The sequence below is a fragment of the Candidatus Neptunochlamydia sp. REUL1 genome, assembly GCF_963457595.1.
In the GTDB taxonomy this organism is placed as follows: domain Bacteria; phylum Chlamydiota; class Chlamydiia; order Chlamydiales; family Simkaniaceae; genus Neptunichlamydia.
The window spans coordinates 1938690-1961105 of record NZ_OY735137.1; the positions used below are offsets into that span (position 1 = coordinate 1938690).

General features: G+C 43.0%; 30 protein-coding genes and 1 pseudogene. 19 read left to right on the top strand and 12 right to left on the bottom strand.

The window, feature by feature from the left end; all coding sequences use genetic code 11:
- Positions 1-94: 94 nt before the first annotated feature.
- Positions 95-853: an IS3 family transposase gene (locus R2I63_RS10325; RefSeq protein WP_316355856.1), complete on the bottom strand. Its 759-nt coding sequence runs from the start codon at positions 851-853 to the stop codon at positions 95-97.
- Positions 850-1125 (bottom strand): transposase, encoded by a 276-nt coding sequence (locus R2I63_RS10330; RefSeq protein WP_316355858.1) that lies wholly within the window; start codon positions 1123-1125, stop codon positions 850-852. Before R2I63_RS10330 ends, R2I63_RS10325 begins: the two co-directional genes overlap by 4 nt.
- Before the next feature lie 518 nt (positions 1126-1643).
- On the opposite strand from R2I63_RS10330, the gene R2I63_RS10335 reads away from it, so the two are divergent.
- From R2I63_RS10335 to R2I63_RS10350, 4 genes are read left to right on the top strand one after another with little or no spacing between them, the layout of a single operon-like run.
- Positions 1644-2012 carry an IS630 transposase-related protein gene (locus R2I63_RS10335; RefSeq protein ID WP_316356711.1) on the top strand — a complete coding sequence of 123 codons (369 nt, stop codon included), beginning with the start codon at positions 1644-1646 and terminating at the stop codon, positions 2010-2012.
- A gap of 4 nt (positions 2013-2016) precedes the next feature.
- Positions 2017-2187 carry a hypothetical protein gene (locus tag R2I63_RS10340; protein WP_316357529.1) on the top strand — a complete coding sequence of 57 codons (171 nt, stop codon included), beginning with the start codon at positions 2017-2019 and terminating at the stop codon, positions 2185-2187.
- Positions 2162-2467 carry a transposase gene (locus R2I63_RS10345; protein WP_316357531.1) on the top strand — a complete coding sequence of 102 codons (306 nt, stop codon included), beginning with the start codon at positions 2162-2164 and terminating at the stop codon, positions 2465-2467. The genes R2I63_RS10340 and R2I63_RS10345 overlap by 26 nt, the downstream gene beginning before the upstream one ends.
- 4 nt (positions 2468-2471) lie before the next feature.
- A complete protein-coding gene (locus R2I63_RS10350) occupies positions 2472-2909 on the top strand; it encodes a transposase (protein ID WP_316359819.1) in 438 nt (145 codons plus the stop codon).
- A gap of 292 nt (positions 2910-3201) precedes the next feature.
- On the opposite strand, the gene R2I63_RS10355 is transcribed toward R2I63_RS10350, so the two are convergent.
- From R2I63_RS10355 to R2I63_RS10375, 5 genes are all read right to left on the bottom strand, one after another.
- Positions 3202-4020, bottom strand: a complete 819-nt coding sequence (locus tag R2I63_RS10355) for a hypothetical protein (RefSeq protein ID WP_316357533.1) — start codon at positions 4018-4020, stop codon at positions 3202-3204.
- A gap of 21 nt (positions 4021-4041) precedes the next feature.
- Positions 4042-5304: a hypothetical protein gene (locus R2I63_RS10360; RefSeq protein WP_316357539.1), complete on the bottom strand. Its 1263-nt coding sequence runs from the start codon at positions 5302-5304 to the stop codon at positions 4042-4044.
- Between the two features lie 3 nt (positions 5305-5307).
- Entirely contained in the window at positions 5308-5784 is a 477-nt protein-coding gene (locus R2I63_RS10365; protein WP_316357541.1) for a SycD/LcrH family type III secretion system chaperone, read from the bottom strand.
- On the bottom strand, positions 5784-6293 hold the full coding sequence (locus tag R2I63_RS10370; RefSeq protein ID WP_316357543.1) for a hypothetical protein: 510 nt from the start codon (positions 6291-6293) through the stop codon (positions 5784-5786). The genes R2I63_RS10365 and R2I63_RS10370 overlap by 1 nt, the downstream gene beginning before the upstream one ends.
- A 347-nt stretch (positions 6294-6640) precedes the next feature.
- On the bottom strand, positions 6641-6793 hold the full coding sequence (locus R2I63_RS10375) for a hypothetical protein (protein ID WP_316357544.1): 153 nt from the start codon (positions 6791-6793) through the stop codon (positions 6641-6643).
- A gap of 163 nt (positions 6794-6956) precedes the next feature.
- On the opposite strand from R2I63_RS10375, the gene R2I63_RS10380 reads away from it, so the two are divergent.
- From R2I63_RS10380 to R2I63_RS10410, 7 genes are read left to right on the top strand one after another with little or no spacing between them, the layout of a single operon-like run.
- Entirely contained in the window at positions 6957-7484 is a 528-nt protein-coding gene (locus R2I63_RS10380; protein ID WP_316357546.1) for an aminotransferase class III-fold pyridoxal phosphate-dependent enzyme, read from the top strand.
- Positions 7485-7537: 53 nt separating this feature from the next.
- Positions 7538-8251 (top strand): aminotransferase class III-fold pyridoxal phosphate-dependent enzyme, encoded by a 714-nt coding sequence (locus tag R2I63_RS10385; protein ID WP_316357549.1) that lies wholly within the window; start codon positions 7538-7540, stop codon positions 8249-8251.
- Positions 8245-10431, top strand: coding sequence for an NfeD family protein (locus R2I63_RS10390; RefSeq protein ID WP_316357550.1), 2187 nt, complete (start codon positions 8245-8247; stop codon positions 10429-10431). The genes R2I63_RS10385 and R2I63_RS10390 overlap by 7 nt, the downstream gene beginning before the upstream one ends.
- Positions 10428-10883: an NfeD family protein gene (locus R2I63_RS10395; protein WP_316357552.1), complete on the top strand. Its 456-nt coding sequence runs from the start codon at positions 10428-10430 to the stop codon at positions 10881-10883. Before R2I63_RS10390 ends, R2I63_RS10395 begins: the two co-directional genes overlap by 4 nt.
- 30 nt (positions 10884-10913) lie before the next feature.
- On the top strand, positions 10914-11912 hold the full coding sequence (gene floA / locus R2I63_RS10400; protein WP_316357553.1) for a flotillin-like protein FloA: 999 nt from the start codon (positions 10914-10916) through the stop codon (positions 11910-11912).
- Positions 11896-12231, top strand: coding sequence for a hypothetical protein (locus R2I63_RS10405; RefSeq protein ID WP_316357554.1), 336 nt, complete (start codon positions 11896-11898; stop codon positions 12229-12231). Before floA ends, R2I63_RS10405 begins: the two co-directional genes overlap by 17 nt.
- Before the next feature lie 28 nt (positions 12232-12259).
- Entirely contained in the window at positions 12260-13576 is a 1317-nt protein-coding gene (locus R2I63_RS10410; RefSeq protein WP_316357556.1) for a hypothetical protein, read from the top strand.
- Between the two features lie 3 nt (positions 13577-13579).
- On the opposite strand, the gene R2I63_RS10415 is transcribed toward R2I63_RS10410, so the two are convergent.
- On the bottom strand, positions 13580-14065 hold the full coding sequence (locus R2I63_RS10415) for a flagellar biosynthetic protein FliO (protein WP_316357558.1): 486 nt from the start codon (positions 14063-14065) through the stop codon (positions 13580-13582).
- A gap of 84 nt (positions 14066-14149) precedes the next feature.
- Between R2I63_RS10415 and R2I63_RS10420 the strand changes: the two genes are divergently transcribed.
- The gene (locus tag R2I63_RS10420) at positions 14150-14989 is read left to right on the top strand and encodes an HAD family hydrolase (RefSeq protein WP_316357560.1); all 840 of its coding nucleotides are present in this window, start codon (positions 14150-14152) and stop codon (positions 14987-14989) included.
- Entirely contained in the window at positions 14986-16083 is a 1098-nt protein-coding gene (locus R2I63_RS10425) for a hypothetical protein (protein ID WP_316357561.1), read from the top strand. Before R2I63_RS10420 ends, R2I63_RS10425 begins: the two co-directional genes overlap by 4 nt.
- Here the strand turns inward: R2I63_RS10425 and R2I63_RS10430 are convergent.
- Positions 16052-16975 carry an enoyl-[acyl-carrier-protein] reductase gene (locus R2I63_RS10430; protein ID WP_445083645.1) on the bottom strand — a complete coding sequence of 308 codons (924 nt, stop codon included), beginning with the start codon at positions 16973-16975 and terminating at the stop codon, positions 16052-16054. The genes R2I63_RS10425 and R2I63_RS10430 overlap by 32 nt on opposite strands.
- Positions 16976-17023: 48 nt before the next feature.
- Positions 17024-17422: a hypothetical protein gene (locus R2I63_RS10435; protein ID WP_316357565.1), complete on the bottom strand. Its 399-nt coding sequence runs from the start codon at positions 17420-17422 to the stop codon at positions 17024-17026.
- Positions 17423-17565: 143 nt separating this feature from the next.
- Here R2I63_RS10435 and R2I63_RS10440 point away from each other — a divergent pair, with 143 nt between their 5' ends.
- From R2I63_RS10440 to R2I63_RS10465, 6 genes and pseudogenes are all read left to right on the top strand, one after another.
- A complete protein-coding gene (locus tag R2I63_RS10440) occupies positions 17566-17721 on the top strand; it encodes a hypothetical protein (RefSeq protein ID WP_316357567.1) in 156 nt (51 codons plus the stop codon).
- Positions 17714-18379 carry an HIT family protein gene (locus tag R2I63_RS10445; protein WP_316357570.1) on the top strand — a complete coding sequence of 222 codons (666 nt, stop codon included), beginning with the start codon at positions 17714-17716 and terminating at the stop codon, positions 18377-18379. Before R2I63_RS10440 ends, R2I63_RS10445 begins: the two co-directional genes overlap by 8 nt.
- Before the next feature lie 23 nt (positions 18380-18402).
- Positions 18403-19290, top strand: a complete 888-nt coding sequence (locus R2I63_RS10450) for a DNA polymerase III subunit delta (RefSeq protein WP_316357573.1) — start codon at positions 18403-18405, stop codon at positions 19288-19290.
- 2 nt (positions 19291-19292) lie between these two features.
- Positions 19293-19982, top strand: a complete 690-nt coding sequence (locus R2I63_RS10455; RefSeq protein ID WP_316357575.1) for an SAM-dependent methyltransferase — start codon at positions 19293-19295, stop codon at positions 19980-19982.
- Between the two features lie 38 nt (positions 19983-20020).
- Positions 20021-20176: a hypothetical protein gene (locus R2I63_RS10460; RefSeq protein WP_316357578.1), complete on the top strand. Its 156-nt coding sequence runs from the start codon at positions 20021-20023 to the stop codon at positions 20174-20176.
- 20 nt (positions 20177-20196) lie between these two features.
- Positions 20197-20571: pseudogene (locus tag R2I63_RS10465) on the top strand (IS6 family transposase); the annotation flags it as partial.
- A gap of 108 nt (positions 20572-20679) precedes the next feature.
- Here the strand turns inward: R2I63_RS10465 and hemW are convergent.
- Positions 20680-21762 carry a radical SAM family heme chaperone HemW gene (hemW, locus tag R2I63_RS10470; RefSeq protein ID WP_316357581.1) on the bottom strand — a complete coding sequence of 361 codons (1083 nt, stop codon included), beginning with the start codon at positions 21760-21762 and terminating at the stop codon, positions 20680-20682.
- Positions 21756-22214 (bottom strand): hypothetical protein, encoded by a 459-nt coding sequence (locus R2I63_RS10475; RefSeq protein WP_316357585.1) that lies wholly within the window; start codon positions 22212-22214, stop codon positions 21756-21758. Before R2I63_RS10475 ends, hemW begins: the two co-directional genes overlap by 7 nt.
- Positions 22215-22416: the final 202 nt, after the last annotated feature.

Below are 22416 nucleotides of genomic sequence, written 5' to 3' on the forward strand. Positions count from 1 at the left end.
CTCCCCATTAAGCAAGCAAAAAAACTGTGAGTATTTTATTTTGTCTTTGCTGTTTATGACAGCTTCACTTTTTTTCTATTGAGGGGGAACGTTATCATGCTACCTCTTGCTTACTAAAATTCTCTTCTGCCCACTCTGGAGATCTGTATCCTAGAGCAGAGTGAAGATAAGTCCGATTATAATTTTCTACCCATTCACTTAGTGCATCCTCTACTTGCTTCACCCCTTTCCATTCCTTGATCCAAAAGAGCTCTTCTTTCAACGTTCGGATGCTTCTTTCTGTTTCAGCGTTTCCTTTAGGATTGTTATAGCTTGTAAATATTTGATTTATTCCCAGGGTGTTACAGGTTTTCATAAACCGTGTTGACGTTGGCTGGCAACCATTGTCAGATACAAGGTTAAGCTCTTTGCCCAACACTCCTTCAGGATATTGCTTTGATAACCCTTCATCCAAGGCTTCTAGCCAGTCTTCTGTTTTTGAGACTAGTCCTACCTGTTTTCCAACGATCTTTTTACTGTACCAGTCCAACACAACTACAACATACACCCAACCGATTTCAGTTTTGATCTTTGTCATATCGATTCCCCAGATTTCGTTAGGTTTTTTCGCCTGTGGCTTTGGCCTTAAAGAGCCTCTTTTGGCTCTCAGCTTTGTCTCTTTATTTACCAGTAAGTTATTCTTCTTCATTATGTTGTAAACTCTCTTCTTGTTTACAACTATTTGATCTACATACGTAAGATGAGCCCAGATCCTTCGATAACCCCAGAATGGATGCTCTTTTTTCAGCTCTTCCATTCGCTTCAAGATCGGCTTGTTTCTCTCGATGACAGCTATGGAGGTTTTTCTTCTCATAGCAACTCTTCTTCGGTTTTTTTTAACTCGAGCGTTAACCCTCCTATAAGAGCTTTAAGTTTCTGATTCTCACATTTTAATCTTTCTTCCCGAGAGGTTGGCTTTTTTGCTTCAAAAGGTTTGTCAAGATTAGATAAAAACTGCTCTCTCCACTGATAGTATTGGGCTTGGCTAATCTGATAATCATTGCAGATTTCGGCAACTTTTCTCCCTTTAATCCCCTCTAGAATTGCTCGGGCTTTGGTTCTCCCATCCCATTTTCTTGGTTTCATAAACTCGTCTCCTTATTGTTTTTTTGACCAGTTTACTCTACGTTTTCCTTTATTGTCTTAATGGGGAGCAGTATAACTCATTAAGTTTCTATTCAGAGCTCAGGTACCCCAACCTCTTATCGATCGCGCCTTGACCATCAGGCCTGAAGCCATCGAGGCCATGCAACAGCCATTCTATAGGAGTGGGTTCGTTACCGATAAGACTGTTGCAAGGTTGGCTGAAAGGAATGTTAGTACGATAACACCAAAATTTAGAGCTGGGTACTGTGGACCTTCAGTATGTGAATCTTTGACTTCAAGACATTTTAGCCAGTATCAGGTATATGGTAATGTCAATCGTAAGTTTTTAGAAAATGGAAGAACTAGATATTATGATATAATAAAGCCTCCAAGGTTAGAGGGGAATATGATCGGTACTAGAAGAGTTCGGGAGTGGGACCCTAGAACGGGGGTAAAAAGGACGTGGCTTGAAACAATTGATATAGCTAAAATATTTCGTTTTAGTTATAATTTTTTGAATGACATATTCGCTAGATTTTAGAAAAAAAGTTCTATCAATCCGAAGCAAAGAAAAATTAAGCTTTGCCCAAGTAGCAAAACGCTTTGGAGTAAGTGTAAATAGTGTGTTTCTCTGGTCTAAGAGGTTAGAGCCGAGGCGCACTAAAATCAGACCTGCAATAAAGATTGATAGAGAGATCTTGATGGAGGATATCAAGAAATACCCTGATGCCTTCAACTATGAACGAGCACATCGTCTCAACGTAAGCACTTCAGGCATTCGGTGTGCCATGAAGAGGTTAAGAATTAGCTATAAAAAAAACTCTCAACCATCCCAAGGCCTGCGAAACAAAAAGACAAATCTTTCAAGGAAAAATCGCAGAATATAAACGTTTGGGAAAGCCAATTGTATATATTGATGAAAGCGGGTTTGCCCATGATATGCCCCGCACCCACGGTTACTCCAAAATAGGACAGCGATGTTTTGGTACTCATGATTGGGGAGCAAAAGGAAGAACAAATGCAATAGAGGCATTACTTGGAACAAGCCTCGAAGATTCCTGAAGGAAGGCATGCAGTTATTGTGCTGGATAGAGCTGCTTGGCATGCAACAAAGCGACTTAAAAGGTTTAGCAACATAAGCCTTCTACCGCTTCCTCCGGTTTCGCCAGAGTTGAATCCAACAGAACAAGTATGGCAAACGCTTCAAGATGAACATCTAGCGAATCGCTGTTATGAAGATTATGATGCGATTACAATGGCCTGCTGCGATGCATGGAATGCATTTGTTGACACTCCAACCAGAGTGAGAAGGCTCTGCTCAAGACCGTGGGCTATTTTATGACGTTATTTTTTACGAATGGTATAAATACTGGTATGGTTATAAGCAGCATACCAGTGTAGACATGCAGACAGGTCTTATCAATAAGGTTGCGATTACTCCGGCTAATATTACAGATGCCTCAGGTTTCAAACACGTCTGTCCCTCTCAGGGAGCTAGCTATATGGACAAGGGCTATTGTGTAAGTCCCGCGCCCAGAATAGCTAAGGCAAAGGGGGTACATCTAAGCGCTATCAAAAAGAATAACATGAAGGGCAAAAATAAAGATCAGGATCGGTGGTACAGTTCCGTGAGGGCCCCTCATGAGCGGGTCTTTTCGCAAATAGAGAAACGAGTGCGGTATCGAGGAATCGCGAAAAATCAATTTTCAAGTTTTATGCAAGCTATTTGTTACAATCTGAAGAGGCTCGCGGTTCTAGATCCCCCAAATTTGTGTCTCTCCTAGGGAGAGGTGTGTCCAAATGGACGGAATTTTCCATTTCTAAACACTTACAAACTACAAAACCTATCAAAAAGCACCTGTTTTTTCGAACTCAAAAGTTTTACATCCTGAAACTTCTGAGTCTCTTTGGTTCTAAACAGTCTCGATATGATAGAGAAGAGATCTTGTCAATAAGCTGTAGTTTAGTTTTCGAGAATTAAGTGGCTTGTGAAGTGTCAAAAAGAATTATAACAAAAAAAGACCCCAGTTGAATAATTGGGGTCTTAGTGTTCCTAGTTCTAACTAATGGGGGATTCTAGCCAGCTTTGCCCATTAGGATTTCACCTTGAACTCTAATAAGTTGCTTTGCTGTATCAGCCGCGTTATCAACAGCCTGCTTATCAGAAGTCTGTTGTTGTGAGCCATTTTGATATTCAGAGGTATGGGTCTGAACTTCATGTTGGAATAGAGATTCCTTAACTCCAAGGTTGTATTGCTCAGCAGATGTCATAGACTGTGCGTAGGAGTTACCGCCACTTGCTAGTTGTGGTGCAATTTTCTCCAAGCTGCTAATACCACCTTTTACCTTTTCAGCATTGTTTAGAAATGCCCCAACATTAGTGAGGGCTTGGGCGCCAGGCAACCTTTGAAAACCACCTGCAGCTGTGAATCCACTAGCTAAGGTTTTGTCCAGCCCTAAACTCACACCAGCGTGGGCAAAATAGTGGATGAATCCCCCCATTTGACCAAGCATTAGCCATTTTTGGTTGCCTTGAGCATTATCCATGGAATTTTGGTTATTTTCAGATTGTTTGTCAGAGAGGGCTTTCCATTCTTTTTTGAGAAGCTTATTTGTTTCCTTGCTTGATTCTGAAGTCTCCCTGAGTGTTTCCATTACAATCTTCATGATCTTAAAGGTTGTGATCATACTGTTTTTTGCTTTAGGGGCCGAAGCTCCATGCATTTTTTGAGCATCAGCTTTTGCCACCTCCATTAGGGCATCTTTTACACTACTAAAGTGCGTCTGAGTGGCTGCATCAAGGGCCAGCTCCTTGACTTTCTCTTCATCTCTTTCAACCGACTCAAAGCCGACTGATTGAATGGCGTTTTCGCCGATAGCTTCAGTACTAGACATGGGTTATCCTCCTATGACAAATTAAGCTTTTGATCCTAGCGCAATGCGAGATTTAACCTCGTTTTCAGTGTGCAGGGCTTTAGTTGCTGCTCCAAGAAGATCGGAACTTTCTTTAGAGGATTTGAGCTCTCCAACAACTTTCCGCATCGTTGTCTCGTTATCTTCTCGTTGATACTGCAGTTTAATATTTTTTGCGTTCATCCCAAATTGATTTGCTTTGGTTTGAATTCCTTTTCGACTAATCAGTAGTTCTGATACCTTCATTGTGGCATTACTTGAGGTGGCTAAAACCTTGGGAATACTTCCAAGAGCAGCCATGCCTTGAGCCATGCCCCATCCTGAGACAAGAGCTCCACCAAGACCTACGATTGGTGTATACGTATTATCTTTAAAATATTTTCCAGCAAGTTTTGCACTTAATGAAATTGCACTTCCCGCCAGCATTTGGTACCCAGCTACAGCTGAAGTGCCTCCGGTTGTAAAGCTCGCACCAACAAGAGTGGCACCACCGATAATTCCGGTGGCAATCCCAAAATACTCGAGCATTTCTGCGCGGTAGGACCAGGTTTCCATATCTTTTCGATTGCGGATTTGTTCCATCACAAGCGCAAACTGTTTCTTACGGATCTCTTCTAAACTGTCGCTTGTTGCACTGAAGACTTCAAGCTGACCCGACTGGCTCATGGTTTGGTAATCAGTGATCATCCCAATCAGTTTTGCAAGGATTGCTCCTCCTTGTTTTGGAAGGTGCGCAAGCTCATCTTTGTCCTTCTGAGAGGAACCTCTTGCATTGACTCGATGGTGGTAACCAATTAAAGGCTCTGTTTCCCTTGGAGATGCTTTAGATGTTTCAGCTCGAACCCGAGGATTGGTTAATGGCGCATCTTCTGTTTCACGATGCTTAGCCATTTTGGTGTTTTCCTTCTCACGACCCCAAGGAATCCACCCTGTTAGCCAGCTTTCCTTTGGAGCTTCTGTTTGGGTAGATTTTGCTGCTACCCACTCTGGTTGAGGAAGAGCTGGTTTTCTCTCTTTCTTTTCGCGCGGGGCGGTGAAAGCAGGCTGATCAAAGCTCACTTCAACTTCTTCTTCGGGCAGGGGAAGAGTTTTCTTGATCTCAGGGAAGAGTTCTGTAGATTTCTCAGCTTTAGAAGGTTTTAGAAGATCTAGAGCATTCTGATTTTCAATAGATCTCTTCTTGAGAGGGGAGTTGTACCACAAGTCCTGCTCATAAGTAGGTTTATTGGTGACGAAAAGAGGGCTTTCTACTCGTGCTTCAGCCATCCATTAGGCTCCTTTTTGTTCTTCTTGTTTCCAAGAAGCATCTAATTCTTCTAACTTTGTCAGAAGGTGGGAATGTTCAGCTTTCAGATAGCTTTTGCAAGCATCCACTGCTTTCCTTCCTTCGACTTCATTTCCAAGAGCAAGATAACACTCTGCGGCATGCAGGTGGGGAATAGGATCGTGTTCATTTAAGATCGATGCTATAGCCCAGGCTTTCAAGGCTTCTTGGTAATCTTTTTCCATCTGCCAGCAGGCTCCAAGCCCCATCCAATTCCTTTGAGAAAGGGATTCATGGCTTGCAAGACGTTGAAAGACGCGGATTGCCTCCTCATAGTCACCAACCTGATATAGGGTATAGGCGACTGAGTAGAGAACACTCAGGTCTTCGCTTGAATAGTCTTTTGTGCGGTCCTTATGGAGCAGTGGGCCTAGATTTTCCATGGCCTGTTCTACTTTAGCTTTGTCCTGCGGCGATAACATTACATTCCTCTAGAGGCTTGTGCAAGTCTTCCTAAGTGTTGCGTGTGGGACTTCTGGCTTTCATTTAGGCAGTTAAAGATCGCAAGAGACATATTCACCTTCAGGAAGAGCATTTGTGTAGAGTCTTGAGTCTTTGTTTTGTGATTCGTTTCTAGATTGTCCACGTGGGATAGGATTTCTGTAAGTTGCTCTTTGGTGACTGCTTCGAGTTTTTCTAAATCGAGATCTTTGATGGTGAAGGTTTTCCCCTCTCCATAGGTTTCTTCAAATAAATTTTTAAAGTCTAGAATGGCATCGACAATACGTCTTCCATCAGTCATGTCTCCAGTAAGGTCGAAAGGACCATCCTTGGTCTTTTCCTTCGATAGGTGAGTCTTTAGGGGAAGAAGAATGTCAATAAGTTGTTGATTGAGTTTCTCGACGTCCTTACCGATTTGGGTATACTCGCGAGTCTCAAGATCACTTTTACGCATTCCTAAATCAGCAATTGCTGCAGCTAAGCATGGCATAATCCGTACCTCTCAAATTATATTTATAACAGCTTTGTCTTTGCAGAATCTTTTTATGGGGTGATTTTTATTAGTTAATTTTATTAGGCTCGATCCCCACCTGCAGTTAAGAATATAACCAAAATTCTATTTACTTGCTACGTAAATTAATAACTTAACGACTTAAAAAAAATACTTGCTTTGCAATTCATTTATATTTAATAGCCTGGGAAGTTTGGAATGAAAAAGTGGTTTTCATGTTTTTTTGAGAGGGTTTGGATGAAATTACGGGTTACCAACGTTAACGCATCGTAATAAATTTTATATTTAAAATACTTTATATTATGATTGAATGCTAACTAAAAGAATTATTGGTTGCAGTAACACTTTGCACAGTTATTTGGACAAGGGCACTCAGGGTGTGTACAACCGCACTCTGCATCGGTACTGGTAGCAGGGGCTTCTGCTTGGGAGCAGGAAGCAAAAAGGAAGACTAAAGGGATAAAGAGGAGCTTTTTCATAAAATATCTCGGGTTAATCTTTTTCCTTGATATAGGATAAAGCAGAAAAAATTGCAAAAATTTTTTCAAGAAGAGATAGCCTCTGGGAGATTTTATTCGTAGAAAGAAAATTTTAGCTTATGCAAAATGGCCGGTGCGTTAACCTTAAATAGAGGATGGCTTCGTGAGCGTAAAGTTAAAGGCAAAAGAAATCTTCGAAAGATCATTGGAAGTTATTCCAGGAGGTGTCAACTCACCGGTTCGTGCATTCACTGGGCTTGGAATGGATCCTTTAATTGTAGAGAGGGGGGAAGGGGATACGATCACTGATGTTGATGGTCGAACTTTTATCGATTACTGCATGAGCTGGGGAGCTCTGCTTCATGGGCATGCCCACCCTGAGATTGTAGAAGCAGCCATAGAGAGGATCAAGAGAGGAAGTTCATTTGGAATTGCAACTGAAGTTGAGGAGAAGCTTGCACGCACAATAACGGGCGGGATAAACTGTGTTGATCAAATCCGTTTTGTTTCTTCAGGCACAGAAGCTACCATGTCGGCAGTACGCCTTGCCAGGGGATATACTTCGCATCCTGTGGTGATCAAATTCAATGGAAATTATCATGGACACTCCGATGGTTTTTTGGTGAAAGCCGGCTCTAGCGTTTCCAACTGGGCAAGGACTCTAGTTCTGACGGAGTTCCCAGAGAAGTAGTAAAGAACACCCTTTCTCTTCCCTATAATGATGTAGATACTTTTAAAAAGGTGATGCGGGATCCATTCTATTCACGTTTTGTAGCAGCTGTCGTTCTTGAGCCTGTTGCAGCGAATATGGGAGTCGTTTCCCCATCAGCTGAATTTCTTCAAGTTCTCAGGGAGGAAACAAAGCGGGTGGGAGCGGTATTGATATTTGATGAGGTGATTACAGGGTTTCGAGTGGCTTTTGGAGGAGCCCAGGAGCTTTATGGGATCCAACCTGACATGGTCTGTTTTGGGAAGATTATTGGAGGTGGGTTTCCTGCTGCCGCGTTTGGTGGCAATCGAGAAATTATGAATCGATTAGCGCCAGTGGGAAAGGTTTATCAGGCAGGAACACTCTCAGGAAACCCTGTAGCGATGGAAGCAGGACTTAAAGCTCTTGAAATCGCTAGCGTAGATGGGTTTTATGAAGAGATTGAAAGAAAAACAAAGGTGATTGCCGAACCGGTCGAGAATGCGCTAAAGGCGAAAGGAATGGCTGCTTGTATTCAGGCTGTAGTGGGAATGTTTACATTGTTCTTGGGCACTAAAGAGGTGAGATGCTTTGAAGATTTGAAGGGGCTGGACAAAGAGGGCTTTAATCGGTATTTTCGTTTTATGTGGGATCGAGGGATTTACATTTCTCCTTCTCCATATGAGGCATGCTTTATTTCCTCAGCACATACAGAGGCTCACTTAGAGAAAACGCGTGATGCAATTTTGGAATTCATAGGAACATGTTAAAAAAAATCACTATTCTCCTTCTGCTTTTTGTTGCTCCTGCTTTTGGAAAGGACAACTATCTCTACATGCGAGGGTATCTAGGGTCTGAACTGATTAATGCGGTGACCGAAACATTTGAGGAAGGGAGAGCCGCGGAGCGAATTATTATTCAGGTAGATTCTTCTTCGGGAGATCTTCGAGAGGTGTTTTCCCTTGCACAAAAGATCTATGACCTCAAGCTTAGGGAAGATAAATACGTTATTGTGTACATTCAGGGGAAAGCTGTAGGACCTGCAGCTATTTTCCCTTTTATTGCCGATAAAGTTATTACAACCCCACTTGTTGCCTGGGGAGATATTCCCTATAGCACGAGAAATGAAATGACGCCTAAACAGGTCTCAGTTGCACTTAAACCGTTAATAAATCAGGATCGAACGGTAGCATCTACGCTTGAAATGCTTGTTGATGCAATGGTGGATCCTCACTATCAGCTTGTTTATGAGGGGAACACTGGAAAGGTTGAAAAGGATAAAACCCCCCACTTTGATCCACTCATTCTTAATTTAAAAGGAATGCAATCTTTGGGACTTGTGAGTCAAGTTTTAACAGAGGATGCTTTTGCAAGCAGGTATCTTTCTGAAAAGCACCAAGGAACATATAGGGCAGCTCAAGAGTCAAAAGAAGCACTCAACCATGACTTCCGCAAATACATTAAATATAGTGAAACAGGCGAGAATTATGTAGGTTATATCCACATAGGCAATGAGCGCTCCATTGATCAATCGACCTATATCTACATGAAATTTGCTCTAAAAGATTTTGTTGAGCAAGGAGTGAGTTTTGTTGTTCTAGATCTCAATACACCTGGAGGAGAAGTCTTGTCGGCGCTTAAAATTGTCGACCTTCTTCAAAAACTCGACGTTCAACATAAGATTCCTGTGGTGGCTTTTGTCAATGATTGGGCGGTCTCTGCGGGGGCAATGCTCGCCTATGCATGTCGCTTTATTGCAGTGGAACCCAACTCTATTATGGGAGCAGCAGAACCCGTTGTTTTAGGGCAAAAGGGGGAGATGGTTACGGCTTCTGAAAAAGTAAATTCCGCTCTTCGCGCTCAGTTTGGAACGTTAGCAAGCTTTTATGGCAGGAATCCTCTGATTGCTGAAGCAATGGTAGACAAAGACATTGTTTTAGTGCTTCGTGATCACAAAATTGTTCGCTTAAATACTATCGATGAAGTGAGGAATACAGGAGCTCATCCTGATATGCTGATTTCTGGAAAGGGAAAGCTATTGACCTTGAATGGACAACAGATGCTTGATCTGGGAGTTGCAGACTTCATGGTCCCCATCACTCCTATTGGGATGATTACGGATAAAGAATGGGGAAAAGGGGTTTGGCCAGCGAGTAAAAATCTAGTGTTTCAAGAGCCCTTTTTCGCTCAAATTCCGCACGCTGTGATGATCGATTATCATGATTGGCGTGTCGGCTTCTTTACCGTTCTAACCCACCCTGTGATTGCCTCACTTCTTTTTATTGGCCTCGTGATAGGGCTTTATATCGAGATCAACACGCCAGGGTTCGGGGTGCCTGGTTCCATTGCTTTGGGCTGTCTTGCCCTGATTTTACTTTCGAGTTTTGCGAGTCATGCGATAAATTGGATTGAAATTATCATCCTAGCTGTAGGGATTACCCTCCTTGCCCTTGAGCTTTTTGTGATTCCTGGATTTGGGATAACGGGAATCTTGGGGATTATTTTGACGATTATTGGTCTTTTTGCTTTAATGCTCCCAGGGCTTGACAAGCTTAACTTCCTTGAACCTGAAACCTTTCGACTTGTTGGCGAGACGTTTGTTGAACGTTTAGTCTGGCTTTTCGGGGGGCTCGTTTTTGCCATTATTGTGATTGTTTTGATGGCCTGTTTCTTTTCCGACCGTTATTTCCGCTTTTCGAAACTGATTCTGAAAGGGGAGCAGGAAGGATATGCGTCAGGAATTCCAAAGGAAATAATGCCCGAAGTTGGGGCGTTAGGGGAGACGGTCACTTCCTTGCGCCCCTCAGGAAAGGTCCACATTGGAGACAATATGTTTGATGCAATGTCCCAAGGGGATTTTGTCGAAAAAAACACTCCAGTTGAAGTGCTGAAAACCGAAGGAAGTAAAGTGATTGTCAAAGCAATTAAAGAGCATAAGGATTTTTCATGATTGTTGCAATTGGGGTAGGACTTCTTGGTCTTGTCCTTATCTATTTAGAGTTTTTTGTACCCGGGGGGGTTTTAGGGGCTCTTGGAGGAATAGCTTTTGTGATCTCAACTGTTTTGTTTGTCTGGGAGGCTGGGAAGCTGTGGTCCTCTGTCCTATTCATTGCAGTAATGATTTTCCTTCTTATTCTGACAATTCGGCTTGCTTTATGGAAGATTAAGCAGAAACCTGAAATGTTTGCGCAGGATGAGCAATCAGGTTATGTGGCATCGAGTTTTGACAAGGCCTTAGTCGGAAAAGAAGGAGAGGCTTTGACGAACCTGAAGCCATCGGGTCATGTGATGATTGAAGGGAATCGACATCAAGCCGTCTCAGAAAGCAGTTACATTAAAAAGGGAGAGTCAGTTAAGATTATCGGTGGCGAGGGGGCACGTTTAATCTGCAGAAGGCTTTAGGAATATATTAATTCACGGAAAGGTTCACTCATGGAAGGCTCGACACTCGGTATTTACGCTCTTATTATCCTCTTAGGAATCATTGGGCTAATCTTCATTGTTATTCTTGGAAAGTACATCAAGCTATGGTTTCAGGCCTATGTCTCAGGAACCCCTATTTCTATCTTTAACATTATCGGAATGAGTCTTCGAAAGATCCCTCCACAGATCATTGTGAATGCTAGAATTAATTCTTATAAAGCAGGACTAAAAGGGATCTCGACTTCTGACCTTGAGACCCACTTTCTAGCTGGCGGAAGGGTTCTTGAAGTTGTTCGTGCGATGATTGCCGCTGACAAGGCGAACATTCCACTTGATTGGCGTCAAGCCACCGCGATTGACTTGGCAGGGCGGGATATTCTTGAGGCGGTTCGCACGTCGGTCAATCCTAAGGTTATTGATTGTCCTAGCCCTGATATTAACCTATCGATTACTGCTGTTGCAAAAGATGGTGTTCAACTTCTTTGCCGCGCAAGAGTGACTGTTCGAACCAACATTAAACAGCTTGTTGGAGGGGCTACTGAAGAAACAATTATTGCCCGTGTAGGTGAGGGGATTGTTAACTCAATTGGAGCTTCTCAAACCCATGCTGATGTTTTAGAAGCCCCACAAATGATTACCCAACTTGTTCTTGATAAAGGACTCGATGCGCAAACGGCCTTTGAAATCCTTTCGATCGACATCGCTGATATCAGCGTTGGGGAAAATATTGGAGCGAAGCTTAAGATTGATCGCGCTGAATCAGATAAGCAAGTGGCTCAGGCAAAGGCTGAAGAGCGGCGTGCAATGGCTGTTGCTGCAGAGCAAGAAAACCGCGCGAAGGTTGTCTTGGCAGAGGCCGAGATCCCTAGAGCAATGGCTTTAGCTTTCCAGTCTGGAAATCTAGGTATCATGGATTACTATAAGATGAAAAATGTCCAGTCCGATACAAAAATGCGGGATGCTCTTTCTGAGTATGACGATGAGGATAAAGATGGAAGAAAAAAATAACTTCGACGCGTTTTATCCTTTTTTCATTATTATCATTGTGTATCTAGTAACCTTCTTTAAGAAGCGCGCTAAAATGAAGAGGGAAGCGGAAGAGAAAAGAAAAGCGCCGCCTATTCGAAGGCAGGCGCCGCGTCGCGTAGCAACGCCTCCCATTCCAGTTGCTACTGTCAAAACTTCTGAGCCTTCTGTTCAGCTAAAAAAGCCTCCTGCCACGAGAAAAGGAAAGCCTCGCATTGTTAACCTTGTTCAAGGTCTAAAATCTAAAAAAGAACTGGTTCTTCTATCGGAAATCCTTTCCATAAATTCTCGTGTAAAGTAAATTATTCTCTTTTCAATGCGAGGTGTTTATGACTGTTGAACTTCTAAGAAAATTTGTTGATGTTAGCTATCTCAGGAACGATTTTGAGTATGGAATCGGAAAAATTAAAAAAAAAGACGAGGCGTGCTTTGAGGATGTGCGTAAATATCACGGTTATCGACCCCTTCCTCGCAATGATTCCCCCTATATTTTTAAACCCTATCTATTTGCCAGGGTAAAGGGAACAGAGGAGTGGAGAAGGGCGACTGACCCCAGAAAAATTGGAGGGCAGTTGGGGATTCTGACGCTTACAAACCCTGTTGTTTATATTCTAACGACAGTTAAACGAGTTGCAGAATCAGTTATTATTTTTGCACGCTTTTTTTTTGATACATTTGCAGACCTTTATCCACAAAAAACAACTGACAATCTTGCAAAAGCATTTATTCCATGTTTAAGTGCCAACCTTAAAAAAAAGAAAAGGGAATATGTGGAGCTTTGGGATGCCGTAAAAAATGACTTTCATTGCGCTGTGGTGATGGAGCTTGCCGCGCTTCATGGCCTTTTAAATATCGAGGATGCAACACGCATGCAATTCCTCTTTGGCGATAAAGAACGTCAGTGGAACAGATACAAGGAGGCTGAGGCGTTTAAGCATATAGAAGTTGATGAAACGTCTCTTTACGGCGTTTCTCTGTTCTTTTCAAAGTACTATAAGACTGTGGTCCCACTGCTTTGGACCTTTATTGTGAAAGAATCGGCACAGCGTAGTTCTTTAGAACTCTCGGAGATGATTCATGAGAGTGGTGCCTATGGAGAAGTGATTGATGTGGCTGCATTGAGCTCGGAGCTTGGAGAAAAACATCAAAAAATGGTGGCCCAAGAGCTCGCTACAAAGGCTGTGGGAAGAGAACTTACCACAGGTGATACTGAGTTTGTTCAAAGGATTTTTAATCAATTGACACATTTTCAAGTTGAACACACAAGAGATCAAGCTGTTCGGGAATTACAAGAGATTTTAACTGCTGCAAAAGGAACACCTATTGAATGGTTAGGAAATGTTGCGGATCACATGAGTCAAGCACGAATTAAAAGGAGAGATATTGAGTTATTAGCGGAGGTGATTGATGCCTCTCCTAAATTCAAAGCAATAAATATTAGAGAACTCACCGCTTCTGTTCGATTAAAATTTCTGTTTCTAATGAAGTATTTTTTCGAAATCGCAGGAACCTATCATAGTGGGTTTATTCAATATCAGTGTGCGTATCCTCTCTCTGACGAAAAACAACAGAGGGTTGAAGTAATGGAGAGGACCATTGATAATTCAATTGAGGAAGCTTGGCATAAGTTTGTAACTCATGAGTAGTGGTTATAAGTCTTTGTCGCTGCCGAGCCAATCCAAGGTGGCGACAGTCCGCACTTCAAGCTGAGACTCAGCAATGAGGACTTGCTTTCCGCTAACTTCGATGAGGTAAAGGATGGACTTAGGGCTTAGGGGGCGTTTTTCTAAGATCTTGACAGATTTGAGATAATTAAAGGTTCGGATGCGCCCGTTTGAGATTCTTTTGAACATCCAGACAGTTAGGATCACAAGGACAAGAAGTCCGACAAGGACAACGATTGTCTTGATGAAAGCTGTTTCATAAGACTCAGTGGTTTTGTGGGTATCGGCTTGATGTTCAAGTTTCTTTTCTCCATGCTCGACCGTTTTTTGAATCTCATTTGGAGGGGGCGCTTTCTGCTCAGTTGTGTGTTCCACTTGCTTCTTTTCAGTGGGGGGAGGGCACTTCTCTTTATCCTCATTGGCTAGGAGAGGAAGGAAAGTAAGAATCAAAAAAAATTTCAATACGCGCATGCTGTAATCACCTATTAGTTCTTTTTATTCTGGGGCGAATTGTCTTTTTTGTCTATAATAAGCATCCAAAAGAGGTTTCTGAGTATGACTGGAACAATTGCACTAGACATTGACGGGACGATAACCGACCGGGATCATCTGATTCCCGATGAGGTGGCCCACTACTTTGAAACCCTTCATAAAGAGGGGTGGCGTTTTATTTTTGTCACAGGGCGCCCTCTTTCCTTTACGATGATGACCCTCCCCAAGCTTTGTTTTCCGTACTTTTTGGGCGTCCAAAATGGCTCTGCTCTATTCGAGATGCCAGAGAAAAAGGAAGTTGAGAGGTATTATCTTTCCCTTGAGATGGTCCACATCCTTGACACTCTCCATAAAAATGTCGAAGGGGATTTCCTTGTCTATTCGGGATATGAAAAGGGAGACACTTGCTACTTCCGTCCCGATCATTTTTCAGACGAAATGCGCACCTATCTTAAGAAAGTCGAGAAAGTTTCGGATGCGCCGTGGATCCCTTTAAAGAACTTCGACATCAAGGAGCAACATACTTTTCCCCTAATTAAGTGCCTGGGTCCAAAAGAAGAAATGGAATCCTTTGATCAAAAGCTTCAAAAGCTAGAGGGGATTAAAACGACCCTGATCAAAGACCCCTTTTCCGAGAGTCTCTACCTAATCTTGATTACCCACTCTGAGGCAGACAAAGGAATTGCCATTCAAAAGATCATCAAAAAATTTCCCCTTCCAGCACCTTTGATTACGGGAGGAAATGATAACAATGACATCCCCCTTCTTCAATATGGAGATCAGAGGATTGCAATTAAAGGTGCACCAGAAGCGCTCATAAAGCTTGCGACTGTTATCGCCCCACCGAGCGAGGAATGTGGGATCATTGAAGGACTGAAAAAAGCAATGGAGAATTTGTCATGACTGTTACTCAAGAAGGGCGCGATAGGCGGCAGCTCGTTGATCTTGCCATTCGTGCGGCTCGCAAGCTGGAAAGCGCTCACACAGGGTTTATTCACTATCCGACGCGAGATACGATTCCCTTTTACCAAAATTTTTGCTTTTGTTTAGCTCTTTTTCGATCATTGGTTGGAGACAATGTTCAAGAGGCTAAAGAAAGGTTAATCCACCTCCTTTCCTTTATGGATGAAAGGGGGCTATTTCCTACCTACATGCACGAGTATCCAAAGACGTGTCCTTACGCTCGCTCTTCTTTCCCCCTTAAATTAATCGAAAAGCACTTTGGCCGCATTCTTGGGTGTGAAATCCGCGCAAAACTGCAAACAGTGGCCCCTATTCCTACGCCCCCGAAGGAGATCCTCTCTTCTAGTGATGCAGGAGTTGCTGCTCTTCACCTTGAGGACCTTACTCCTTTGACATCTTACTGGGATCCAGAGCTAAATATTTACAATGGACCTCTAAAGGACGAAAGACAAAATAAAGGGGGAATAGACCTCACCCTTTTTGACCTTTTTATGGGGAATTCTTCTCGTATTCTTAAGCCTCATCCAGTTCATATGGAAGCGGCCCTTGTGTTTTCCCCAAGGCCCGTAGAGTTTTCATGCGTGCATCATCCAGCACCGATCCCTCACGGAAAAGGTTATCACCTCTTGCGCAAAGTTTGGAATGAGGAAGACCATTTGCATACCCTTGTTTGCCAAGAAAAGAAAATGACCCTTAAGGGCGATATTTTGACCTATCCGGAAGAGATTCCCGATGAAAAAAATCGAACAGAACTTTCTTTTTTTGTGAACTATCATCCTTCAAATACGATTCTAATCAATGGGGAGAAGGGAACCGTCTTTCGATTAGGAGACATTGTTCAGATCGGCGACAGGCGAAAATTATCCTTTGAGAAAATCGAAGGAGAAGCAGATCTCTTGGGACACATCAGTCGAGGAAACCGTCCGGCGCAACTTGATACAGACATTACACATGCCCACGACTGGAAAATTTCAATCCGCACCCTAAGGCGCACACCTCATCTTAAGTTAAGGCTGGTTCTTCAGCAGGCTTAAGTGAAGGGCTATCAACTGCAACTCCCATTGCGTGCATTCCATTATCAACATACAGAGTCACACCAGTGATTGCCGAGGCTTTATCTGAGAGAAGGAATAAAGCGGCATTGCCAACTTCTTCCGATTTTAAGTCTTTTTGAAGCGGAGCATTGTGATGGGCATACTCGATCATGGCGCCGATGAACCCAATGGCTCTTGCAGCGCGACTTCCGAGGGCACCTGCAGAGATTGAGTTGATCCGGATATTCCATTTGCGTCCAGCTTCCCAAGCTAGCGTGCGTGTATCACTTTCCAGCGCTGCTTTTGCAGAACTCATACCGCCCCCGTATCCAGGAACAGCCCGCTCCGAAGCAAGATAGGTAAGGTTAATTGCAGAGCCGCCATCAGACATGATCGGACCGAAATACTTCACCATGCTCACAAATGAATAAGCAGAGGCGCTGATTGCTGATAAGTAGCCTTGACGTGTTGTTTCAAGAAGAGGCTTTTTTACCTCAGGACCGTTAGCTAGAGAATGGACAATGATGTCGATCTTTCCGTAGTCTTTTTCGATCTGAGCTGCAACTTCAGAAACGGTGTAGCCATCATACTGCTTATAGCGCTTGTTTTCTTTGATCTCTTCTGGAACTTCGTCGGGAGTGTCAAAGCTTGCATCGATGGGATAGAGCTTGAGGTAGGTCATCATTGAGCCATCTGAAAGTTGCCTTGAAGTGTCAAACTTTCCAGCATCCCATGACGTGGTAAAAATCTTAATAATAGGTGCCCAGGTTCCAATCAGAATCTCACAACCTGCATCTGCAAGTTGCTTAGCGATTGCCCAGCCATATCCTTGATCATCACCAATTCCAGCAATAAAAGCTTTTTTACCTTTCAAACTCATACTTAACCTCATTCATTTTGAGACCTAGACTATAGCACACAAAATCTATCTTGACAATACTTACGATCGACGGTTCCAGCCTTCAGCAGTGAGGATACGACCGACAGGAATAAGAATTTTAACACGCTTAATAGGCGCTGGGGGAACATAAGGAGGTGGGGCTTTCTTAGGAGTTGCAACAACCTTTTTTAGTGCTGCAACAACTTTCTTTTTTGGAACCACTTTTTTAGGGGTAGCCTTCTTAGGTGCAATTTTTTTGCGGGTGGTTATCTTTTTTTTAGGAGCAGCTTTCTTTTTACGGGTAACAACTTTCTTTTTTGGAGTAGTTTTCTTCCGCGTGACAACTTTTTTCTTAGGAGCGGCTTTTTTCCGCGCGGGAGTCATCCGTTTTCTAGCTGGAGCCTTCTTCTTAGAAGTAGCAGCTGTTTTTTTTCTTTTAAAAATCTTTTTGATAACCATGAATATTTCAAATATCAATTTAATTGCATTAATAATACTATCGTTTGTTATTAATTACAAGTTTTTAATTATTAAAATAATGGTTGATTCTTGTGCTCAGGGTTTTTGAGCTCTCCATTAGTTTTTATTTTAGAGGTAATAAAATGGAAGAGATAAGTTTTTCTAGTGATGGGCTGGCATACAGAGCAGTGAATGTTCGTGAGCATGGCGCCGAAAATTTCGATACGATGCAAAAACTTGTGCAATTGTGGAATGAGAAAGGGATAGCCGAGAGTTATATGGGCCTTGCAGGTGGATAAAGGGCCCTTAGAGATAATCCCTTATACAAAGACCGAATCATGGTTTGGCTGCGTATGGAAGCAGCTCCAAGTGCTTTGGCGTTTTACCATTGGGGGGTGGAAACTCACGCCCGATAGAGTCAAAGTTCTTAAAGAAACATATGCTGATTTAGACTCTTTAGGTGCTAAGACGACAGAAAAGGTTGAGCAGCACGCGCATTGTGCTTTTTGTCAAAAGAAAGTCATCGATCCTCAGCTTATTTTAGGTGGCGAGAGAGTGCAAGTCCTATATAACTATGCCCCCATTGGCCTTGGTGGGGAGCGTCTCCATTTTCTGATTGTTTCCAAAAGGCACTGCCCAACATTTCATCAGCTCAACAAAGAAGAATACCAAGAGGCGATGGAACTTGCGCAATTTGTCCAGGAGAGAATCCAAAGCCATTTTAAGGAAGAAGGGAAGCCGATTCAAAAGGTTTGTGCTTATCATAAGACTGGCGCGGATGCTGGTCAAAGCGTCCCGCATTGGCATATGCATTTGGTTATGACGCAAAACGGAGCTCAAGAGTGGCTTGGCAAACTCACGGTATTTCGAAATATTTTAATTGGATTATTCAAATTAAGTGCTGATGCCTTAGAGCATCACAGAAGGAAATACACTGCTTTGCTTGCTGGAGAATAGAGATTCAGGTAAAATCATTTTAAATGAAATATGTGAAAATTGACCCTTTTGAAAAACATCTAGAAGAAGCTCTTCCGGATCACCCTTCGCAGCTCTACTTTATTTTAATGGAAGATCCATTTGAGCGGCGGCACTTGGCAGAGCGGATTGTGGCGCTGCTTGGGATTCCATCGACCTACTGCGAAAGTGACAAGCTACTGCTGCAGCTAGAGTCTCCCTCGATGTTTGCTGAGAAAGGGGTGATTATTTGTGATGAAGTCTCAGCAAAAGAAATTCCTCTTGGAGAGGAATGGGTGTTGATTGTAACAGGGGAAAAACCCCCTCCTTTTTACAAGAAGTTTGAGAAGGAAGCCGTAACCCTCGATCTAACAGGAGAAAAACCCTGGGATCGAAAGAGTCGATTGCAGCGTTGGCTCCTTGAGCATGCACGAGAAAAACAGAAGACTTTGGCTGTTGATGCGGCGGCATATTTGATAGAATTTTCCCACGCTGATTTTGCGCTTTTATTTCAGGAACTGGAGAAGGCTTTGGTCTATGCTGGCAAGGAAAAGACGGTTACCCTTGAAATGATCAAAACAATTTGCAGTTTAGATCCAAAGCAAAGCGGATGGCAACTTTCTGAAGCCGTTGTTTGGGGTGGCCCTGTCCACTTAGGGGACACCGATTTGTATGGGCTAATTGGGCAATTGCGCTACCAACTGCAGCTAGGACTGCAGGTTGCAAGCGGGAAAGAGCCTCCCCGCGCTTCTCCAAAAAAACTCGAGAAAATTCGGAGACTGGGACTTGAAGCTTCGTATTATTTAGAAGGGCTAAAGGAGCTCTTTAATTTAGAATTAAAAATGCGTTCGAATATGTCAAATCAAGGACTTTTGCTTGACCATTTTCGAGCCAAACTAACCGTGAGACGCTAATAGTGCTTTACCTACTCCCCAATCTACTTGGAGAAGACCTCTCCCACGATCCATTTTTGCCCCCAAGTATTGGTGAGGTGATTCAAAACCTAGATGGTATTATCGCTGAAAGTGAGAAAGGAGCGCGTCGCTACCTCAAACGGTTCACTGAAAATTTTCGGGATATTCCCATTCGTCTCTTAAATGAACATACCAAAGAGATCGAAGAGATTGACGCTCTTTTGGCGCCTTTGCAAAAAGGGGAAACCTGGGGCTTGATTTCTGATGCGGGCCTTCCTGTGATGGCAGATCCAGGCGCTGTAATTGTGAGACGTCTTCATAGTTTGAAAATTCCTATCGAAACGTTTCCTGGGCCCTCCTCTATTGTTTATGCGCTCCAGCTATCAGGTCTCTCAGCCCAAAGCTTTACCTTTCATGGTTATGTTCCCCGCAAAGAGGAGGATTTAAAGGAAAAACTTCGCACCCTCCCGAAGGGGCACACCCACGTCTTTATCGAAGCACCGTACCGCTCCGACAAGCTTCTAAAGAATTTAGTTAACGGTCTTCAGGACGAAACAGACCTTTCTGTGTCATGGAATTTGACCTTTCCTAATCAGGGAGTTAGGACCGATAAAATCCTCAAATGGAAGCAGCAGCTTCCCACCCTTGGCAAAGTTCCAGCCGTTTTTGTCATTCATGGAAAAAAATTCTAAGACTTTGTTCGATTCTCTTCGAATTTAGGAGAGAGAGTATGGCAGTCAGTAAAATAATTTATACCAATGGAATTTTGACAGATGCCCGTGGCGCGGCAGCAATTGCTGAGCAGATCAATGGGTTCTGGTGCAAAAAATTTCTGACCGATATAAAATCGAATTTTTATTTGTCAATTGAGAGGTTAATTGGTTAGTAAGGTGATATTGTAATTTTGCATTGACCTACAGAGATTTAGTAATGATGATGCAAGAACGTGGCTTATCTGCATGTCATACAACGATTATGTGTTGGGTTCATCAATATGCTCCCGAGTTTAAGAAACACTTGAAAAAGTTTTTACAATTATCGAATGGTTCTTATCGGGTTGACGAGACCTATATCAAAGTAAAAGGGGTATGGCACTACCTTTATAGAGCAGTCGATTCAGATGGAAACACCCTTGATTGGATGTTTAGCGAAACCAGAAATAAGGAAGCTGCAAAGAAGCTTTTTAGGCAGGTTCTCGCTAATGAACACTGGGAAACTCCTAGAGTAATAAGTATTGATAAGAACGCAGCATACCCTCCTGCTTTTAAAATTGCGGCTTGATTTCTAAAAGACAAAAAAGGGAGGTAAAAGCAGACTTTCCCTGAAAAGATTTTTTTGCACCAAGACCGTTTAAAGACCTGTTCAAAAAGAGGTAGAGGACGTTTCGTTTCATTCATCGATAATTTTTTCAGCAACAGTGTCGTAGAAAAGCCGTCCATAATCGGTTAGGGTTGCGTGATTGTTTTGGTAGCTAATCCACCCTTCTTGGTCGAGGTTTCTGAGCAAGGTTTGAGTGTTGTGTGGGATGTTGTCTAGGGGAATCCCTTTGGTGAGGCGGAGGCCGATTGCAATTTTTTCATGGAGGCTGGCGGGAAAGGGAAGCTTTTCTTCAAAATCAACAGGGAAGGTTCCTTGCTCAAGCTTTTTAATATAGCGATTCAAGTGGCAGACATTTTGGAAGCGTTTGCCCTCGTAGTAACTAAAGGCAGAAGGGCCATATCCTAAAAACTCTCTCCCTGTCCAGTAACCAGTGTTGTGAATAGAGACGTTTCCATCGCGGGCGAAGGCAGAGATTTCGTAGCGGTGGAGTTTGGCTTCCTCAAAGCGTTTACAGGCATATTGGAGCATTTGGGTGGCTGTTTCTTCATTGGGGAGATGGGGGCGGAGGTCGTCCTCTTTTTTCTTGAAGGCTGTGTGAGGTTCAATCGTAAGGTTATAGAGGGAAAGGTGGGTAATCGGGAGCTCTACTGCGATATCAACAGTTTCTTTCCAGAGCTGAAAGGTTTGGTGGGGGATTTCGTACATGAGATCGATTGTGATATTTTTAATCCCAGCTTTATGGGTGATGTTAACGGCGTCAATGGCTTTTTGAGCGGTGTGGGATCTTCCAAGGTGTTTAAGGAGAGTATTGTTTAGAGATTGGACTCCGATACTCACGCGGTTAACGCCTAGATCATACAGTGTTTTCATGAGCTCTGGTGTGGCATCTTCAGGATTTGTCTCTACTGTGATCTCAGGTGCCTGAGCTCTTTGCAGGATTTTTTTCACACCTTCAATGCAGAGGGTCGGTGTGCCTCCTCCAAAGTAGAGAGATTCAATCTTTTTTCCTTCAATTTGGAGGAGGCGAAGGTCCCACTCTTTGAGTAGGGCCTTAACAAAAGAATCCTGATCTCGATTAGGAATCACATAGAAGTGGCAGTAAGGGCATTTACGTGTACAAAAAGGGAAATGAAAATATAGCGAAATTACCATGAGTCGCCGTCAGGATCTTCAAGGATCCCTCGACGCCATCGGTTTTTATCACTGTAAGGGTCTTCATCATCAGAGATAGTAGTCGCTGATTCATCATTATCAGCAACGGTTCCTGTCTCTGCTCCAAAAGTCGTTGGAGAATCATTTTCTAGGCCAGAGTCGGTCATTCCTCCTCCACCTTCGTTTTCTTCTACATCAACACCCGGGAGGGTATGAGGTTCTTGATAGGCAGCACGTTGCTGAGCGTTACGCTTTGGAACTGAGTACTCTTCATTATCTCCGTTTTCCTTGATGCTTTGGAGGCGAGATTTTTCATCGTCCACGCGCTTTTTAAGAATCTCAATTTCGCCCTTGTGCTTATCAATATCCTTTTTAGGGACAAGCCCTAAATTGAGCCATTGCTCCAAATCGTGAAGTTCTAGTTCTAGCTTTTTTAGTCGTTCGCTTTTCATAATCACAGCACTATACCCTATCTGCTCAATATATTCAAAGTATCTTTTAGGTAGTGTTATCAAATACTCCTTGCTGCCATTGTCCTTTCTATGAAAAACTTCTTCGTTGACTTGCTTCAATAGCCCGCTTGGGCTCTCTCCATCGGGTACCTTGAGTTTTTCTCATAGAAAAAGCCCTTTCAACAAGGATTATTCGATACCA

Coding starts and splice junctions, on each gene's coding strand:
- R2I63_RS10475 (WP_316357585.1), bottom strand. CDS start 22,214: ATGAAAAGCGAACGACTAAAAAAGCTAGAACTAGAACTTCACGATTTG.
- R2I63_RS10370 (WP_316357543.1), bottom strand. CDS start 6,293: ATGCCATGCTTAGCTGCAGCAATTGCTGATTTAGGAATGCGTAAAAGT.
- R2I63_RS10440 (WP_316357567.1), top strand. CDS start 17,566: ATGGAAGAGATAAGTTTTTCTAGTGATGGGCTGGCATACAGAGCAGTG.
- R2I63_RS10415 (WP_316357558.1), bottom strand. CDS start 14,065: ATGCGCGTATTGAAATTTTTTTTGATTCTTACTTTCCTTCCTCTCCTA.
- floA (WP_316357553.1), top strand. CDS start 10,914: ATGGAAGGCTCGACACTCGGTATTTACGCTCTTATTATCCTCTTAGGA.
- R2I63_RS10395 (WP_316357552.1), top strand. CDS start 10,428: ATGATTGTTGCAATTGGGGTAGGACTTCTTGGTCTTGTCCTTATCTAT.
- R2I63_RS10385 (WP_316357549.1), top strand. CDS start 7,538: ATGCGGGATCCATTCTATTCACGTTTTGTAGCAGCTGTCGTTCTTGAG.
- hemW (WP_316357581.1), bottom strand. CDS start 21,762: ATGGTAATTTCGCTATATTTTCATTTCCCTTTTTGTACACGTAAATGC.
- R2I63_RS10335 (WP_316356711.1), top strand. CDS start 1,644: ATGACATATTCGCTAGATTTTAGAAAAAAAGTTCTATCAATCCGAAGC.
- R2I63_RS10425 (WP_316357561.1), top strand. CDS start 14,986: ATGACTGTTACTCAAGAAGGGCGCGATAGGCGGCAGCTCGTTGATCTT.
- R2I63_RS10365 (WP_316357541.1), bottom strand. CDS start 5,784: ATGTTATCGCCGCAGGACAAAGCTAAAGTAGAACAGGCCATGGAAAAT.
- R2I63_RS10355 (WP_316357533.1), bottom strand. CDS start 4,020: ATGTCTAGTACTGAAGCTATCGGCGAAAACGCCATTCAATCAGTCGGC.
- R2I63_RS10460 (WP_316357578.1), top strand. CDS start 20,021: ATGGCAGTCAGTAAAATAATTTATACCAATGGAATTTTGACAGATGCC.
- R2I63_RS10405 (WP_316357554.1), top strand. CDS start 11,896: ATGGAAGAAAAAAATAACTTCGACGCGTTTTATCCTTTTTTCATTATT.
- R2I63_RS10435 (WP_316357565.1), bottom strand. CDS start 17,422: ATGGTTATCAAAAAGATTTTTAAAAGAAAAAAAACAGCTGCTACTTCT.
- R2I63_RS10430 (WP_445083645.1), bottom strand. CDS start 16,975: ATGAGGTTAAGTATGAGTTTGAAAGGTAAAAAAGCTTTTATTGCTGGA.
- R2I63_RS10420 (WP_316357560.1), top strand. CDS start 14,150: ATGACTGGAACAATTGCACTAGACATTGACGGGACGATAACCGACCGG.
- R2I63_RS10390 (WP_316357550.1), top strand. CDS start 8,245: ATGTTAAAAAAAATCACTATTCTCCTTCTGCTTTTTGTTGCTCCTGCT.
- R2I63_RS10410 (WP_316357556.1), top strand. CDS start 12,260: ATGACTGTTGAACTTCTAAGAAAATTTGTTGATGTTAGCTATCTCAGG.
- R2I63_RS10325 (WP_316355856.1), bottom strand. CDS start 853: ATGAGAAGAAAAACCTCCATAGCTGTCATCGAGAGAAACAAGCCGATC.
- R2I63_RS10375 (WP_316357544.1), bottom strand. CDS start 6,793: ATGAAAAAGCTCCTCTTTATCCCTTTAGTCTTCCTTTTTGCTTCCTGC.
- R2I63_RS10450 (WP_316357573.1), top strand. CDS start 18,403: ATGAAATATGTGAAAATTGACCCTTTTGAAAAACATCTAGAAGAAGCT.
- R2I63_RS10360 (WP_316357539.1), bottom strand. CDS start 5,304: ATGGCTGAAGCACGAGTAGAAAGCCCTCTTTTCGTCACCAATAAACCT.
- R2I63_RS10330 (WP_316355858.1), bottom strand. CDS start 1,125: ATGAAACCAAGAAAATGGGATGGGAGAACCAAAGCCCGAGCAATTCTA.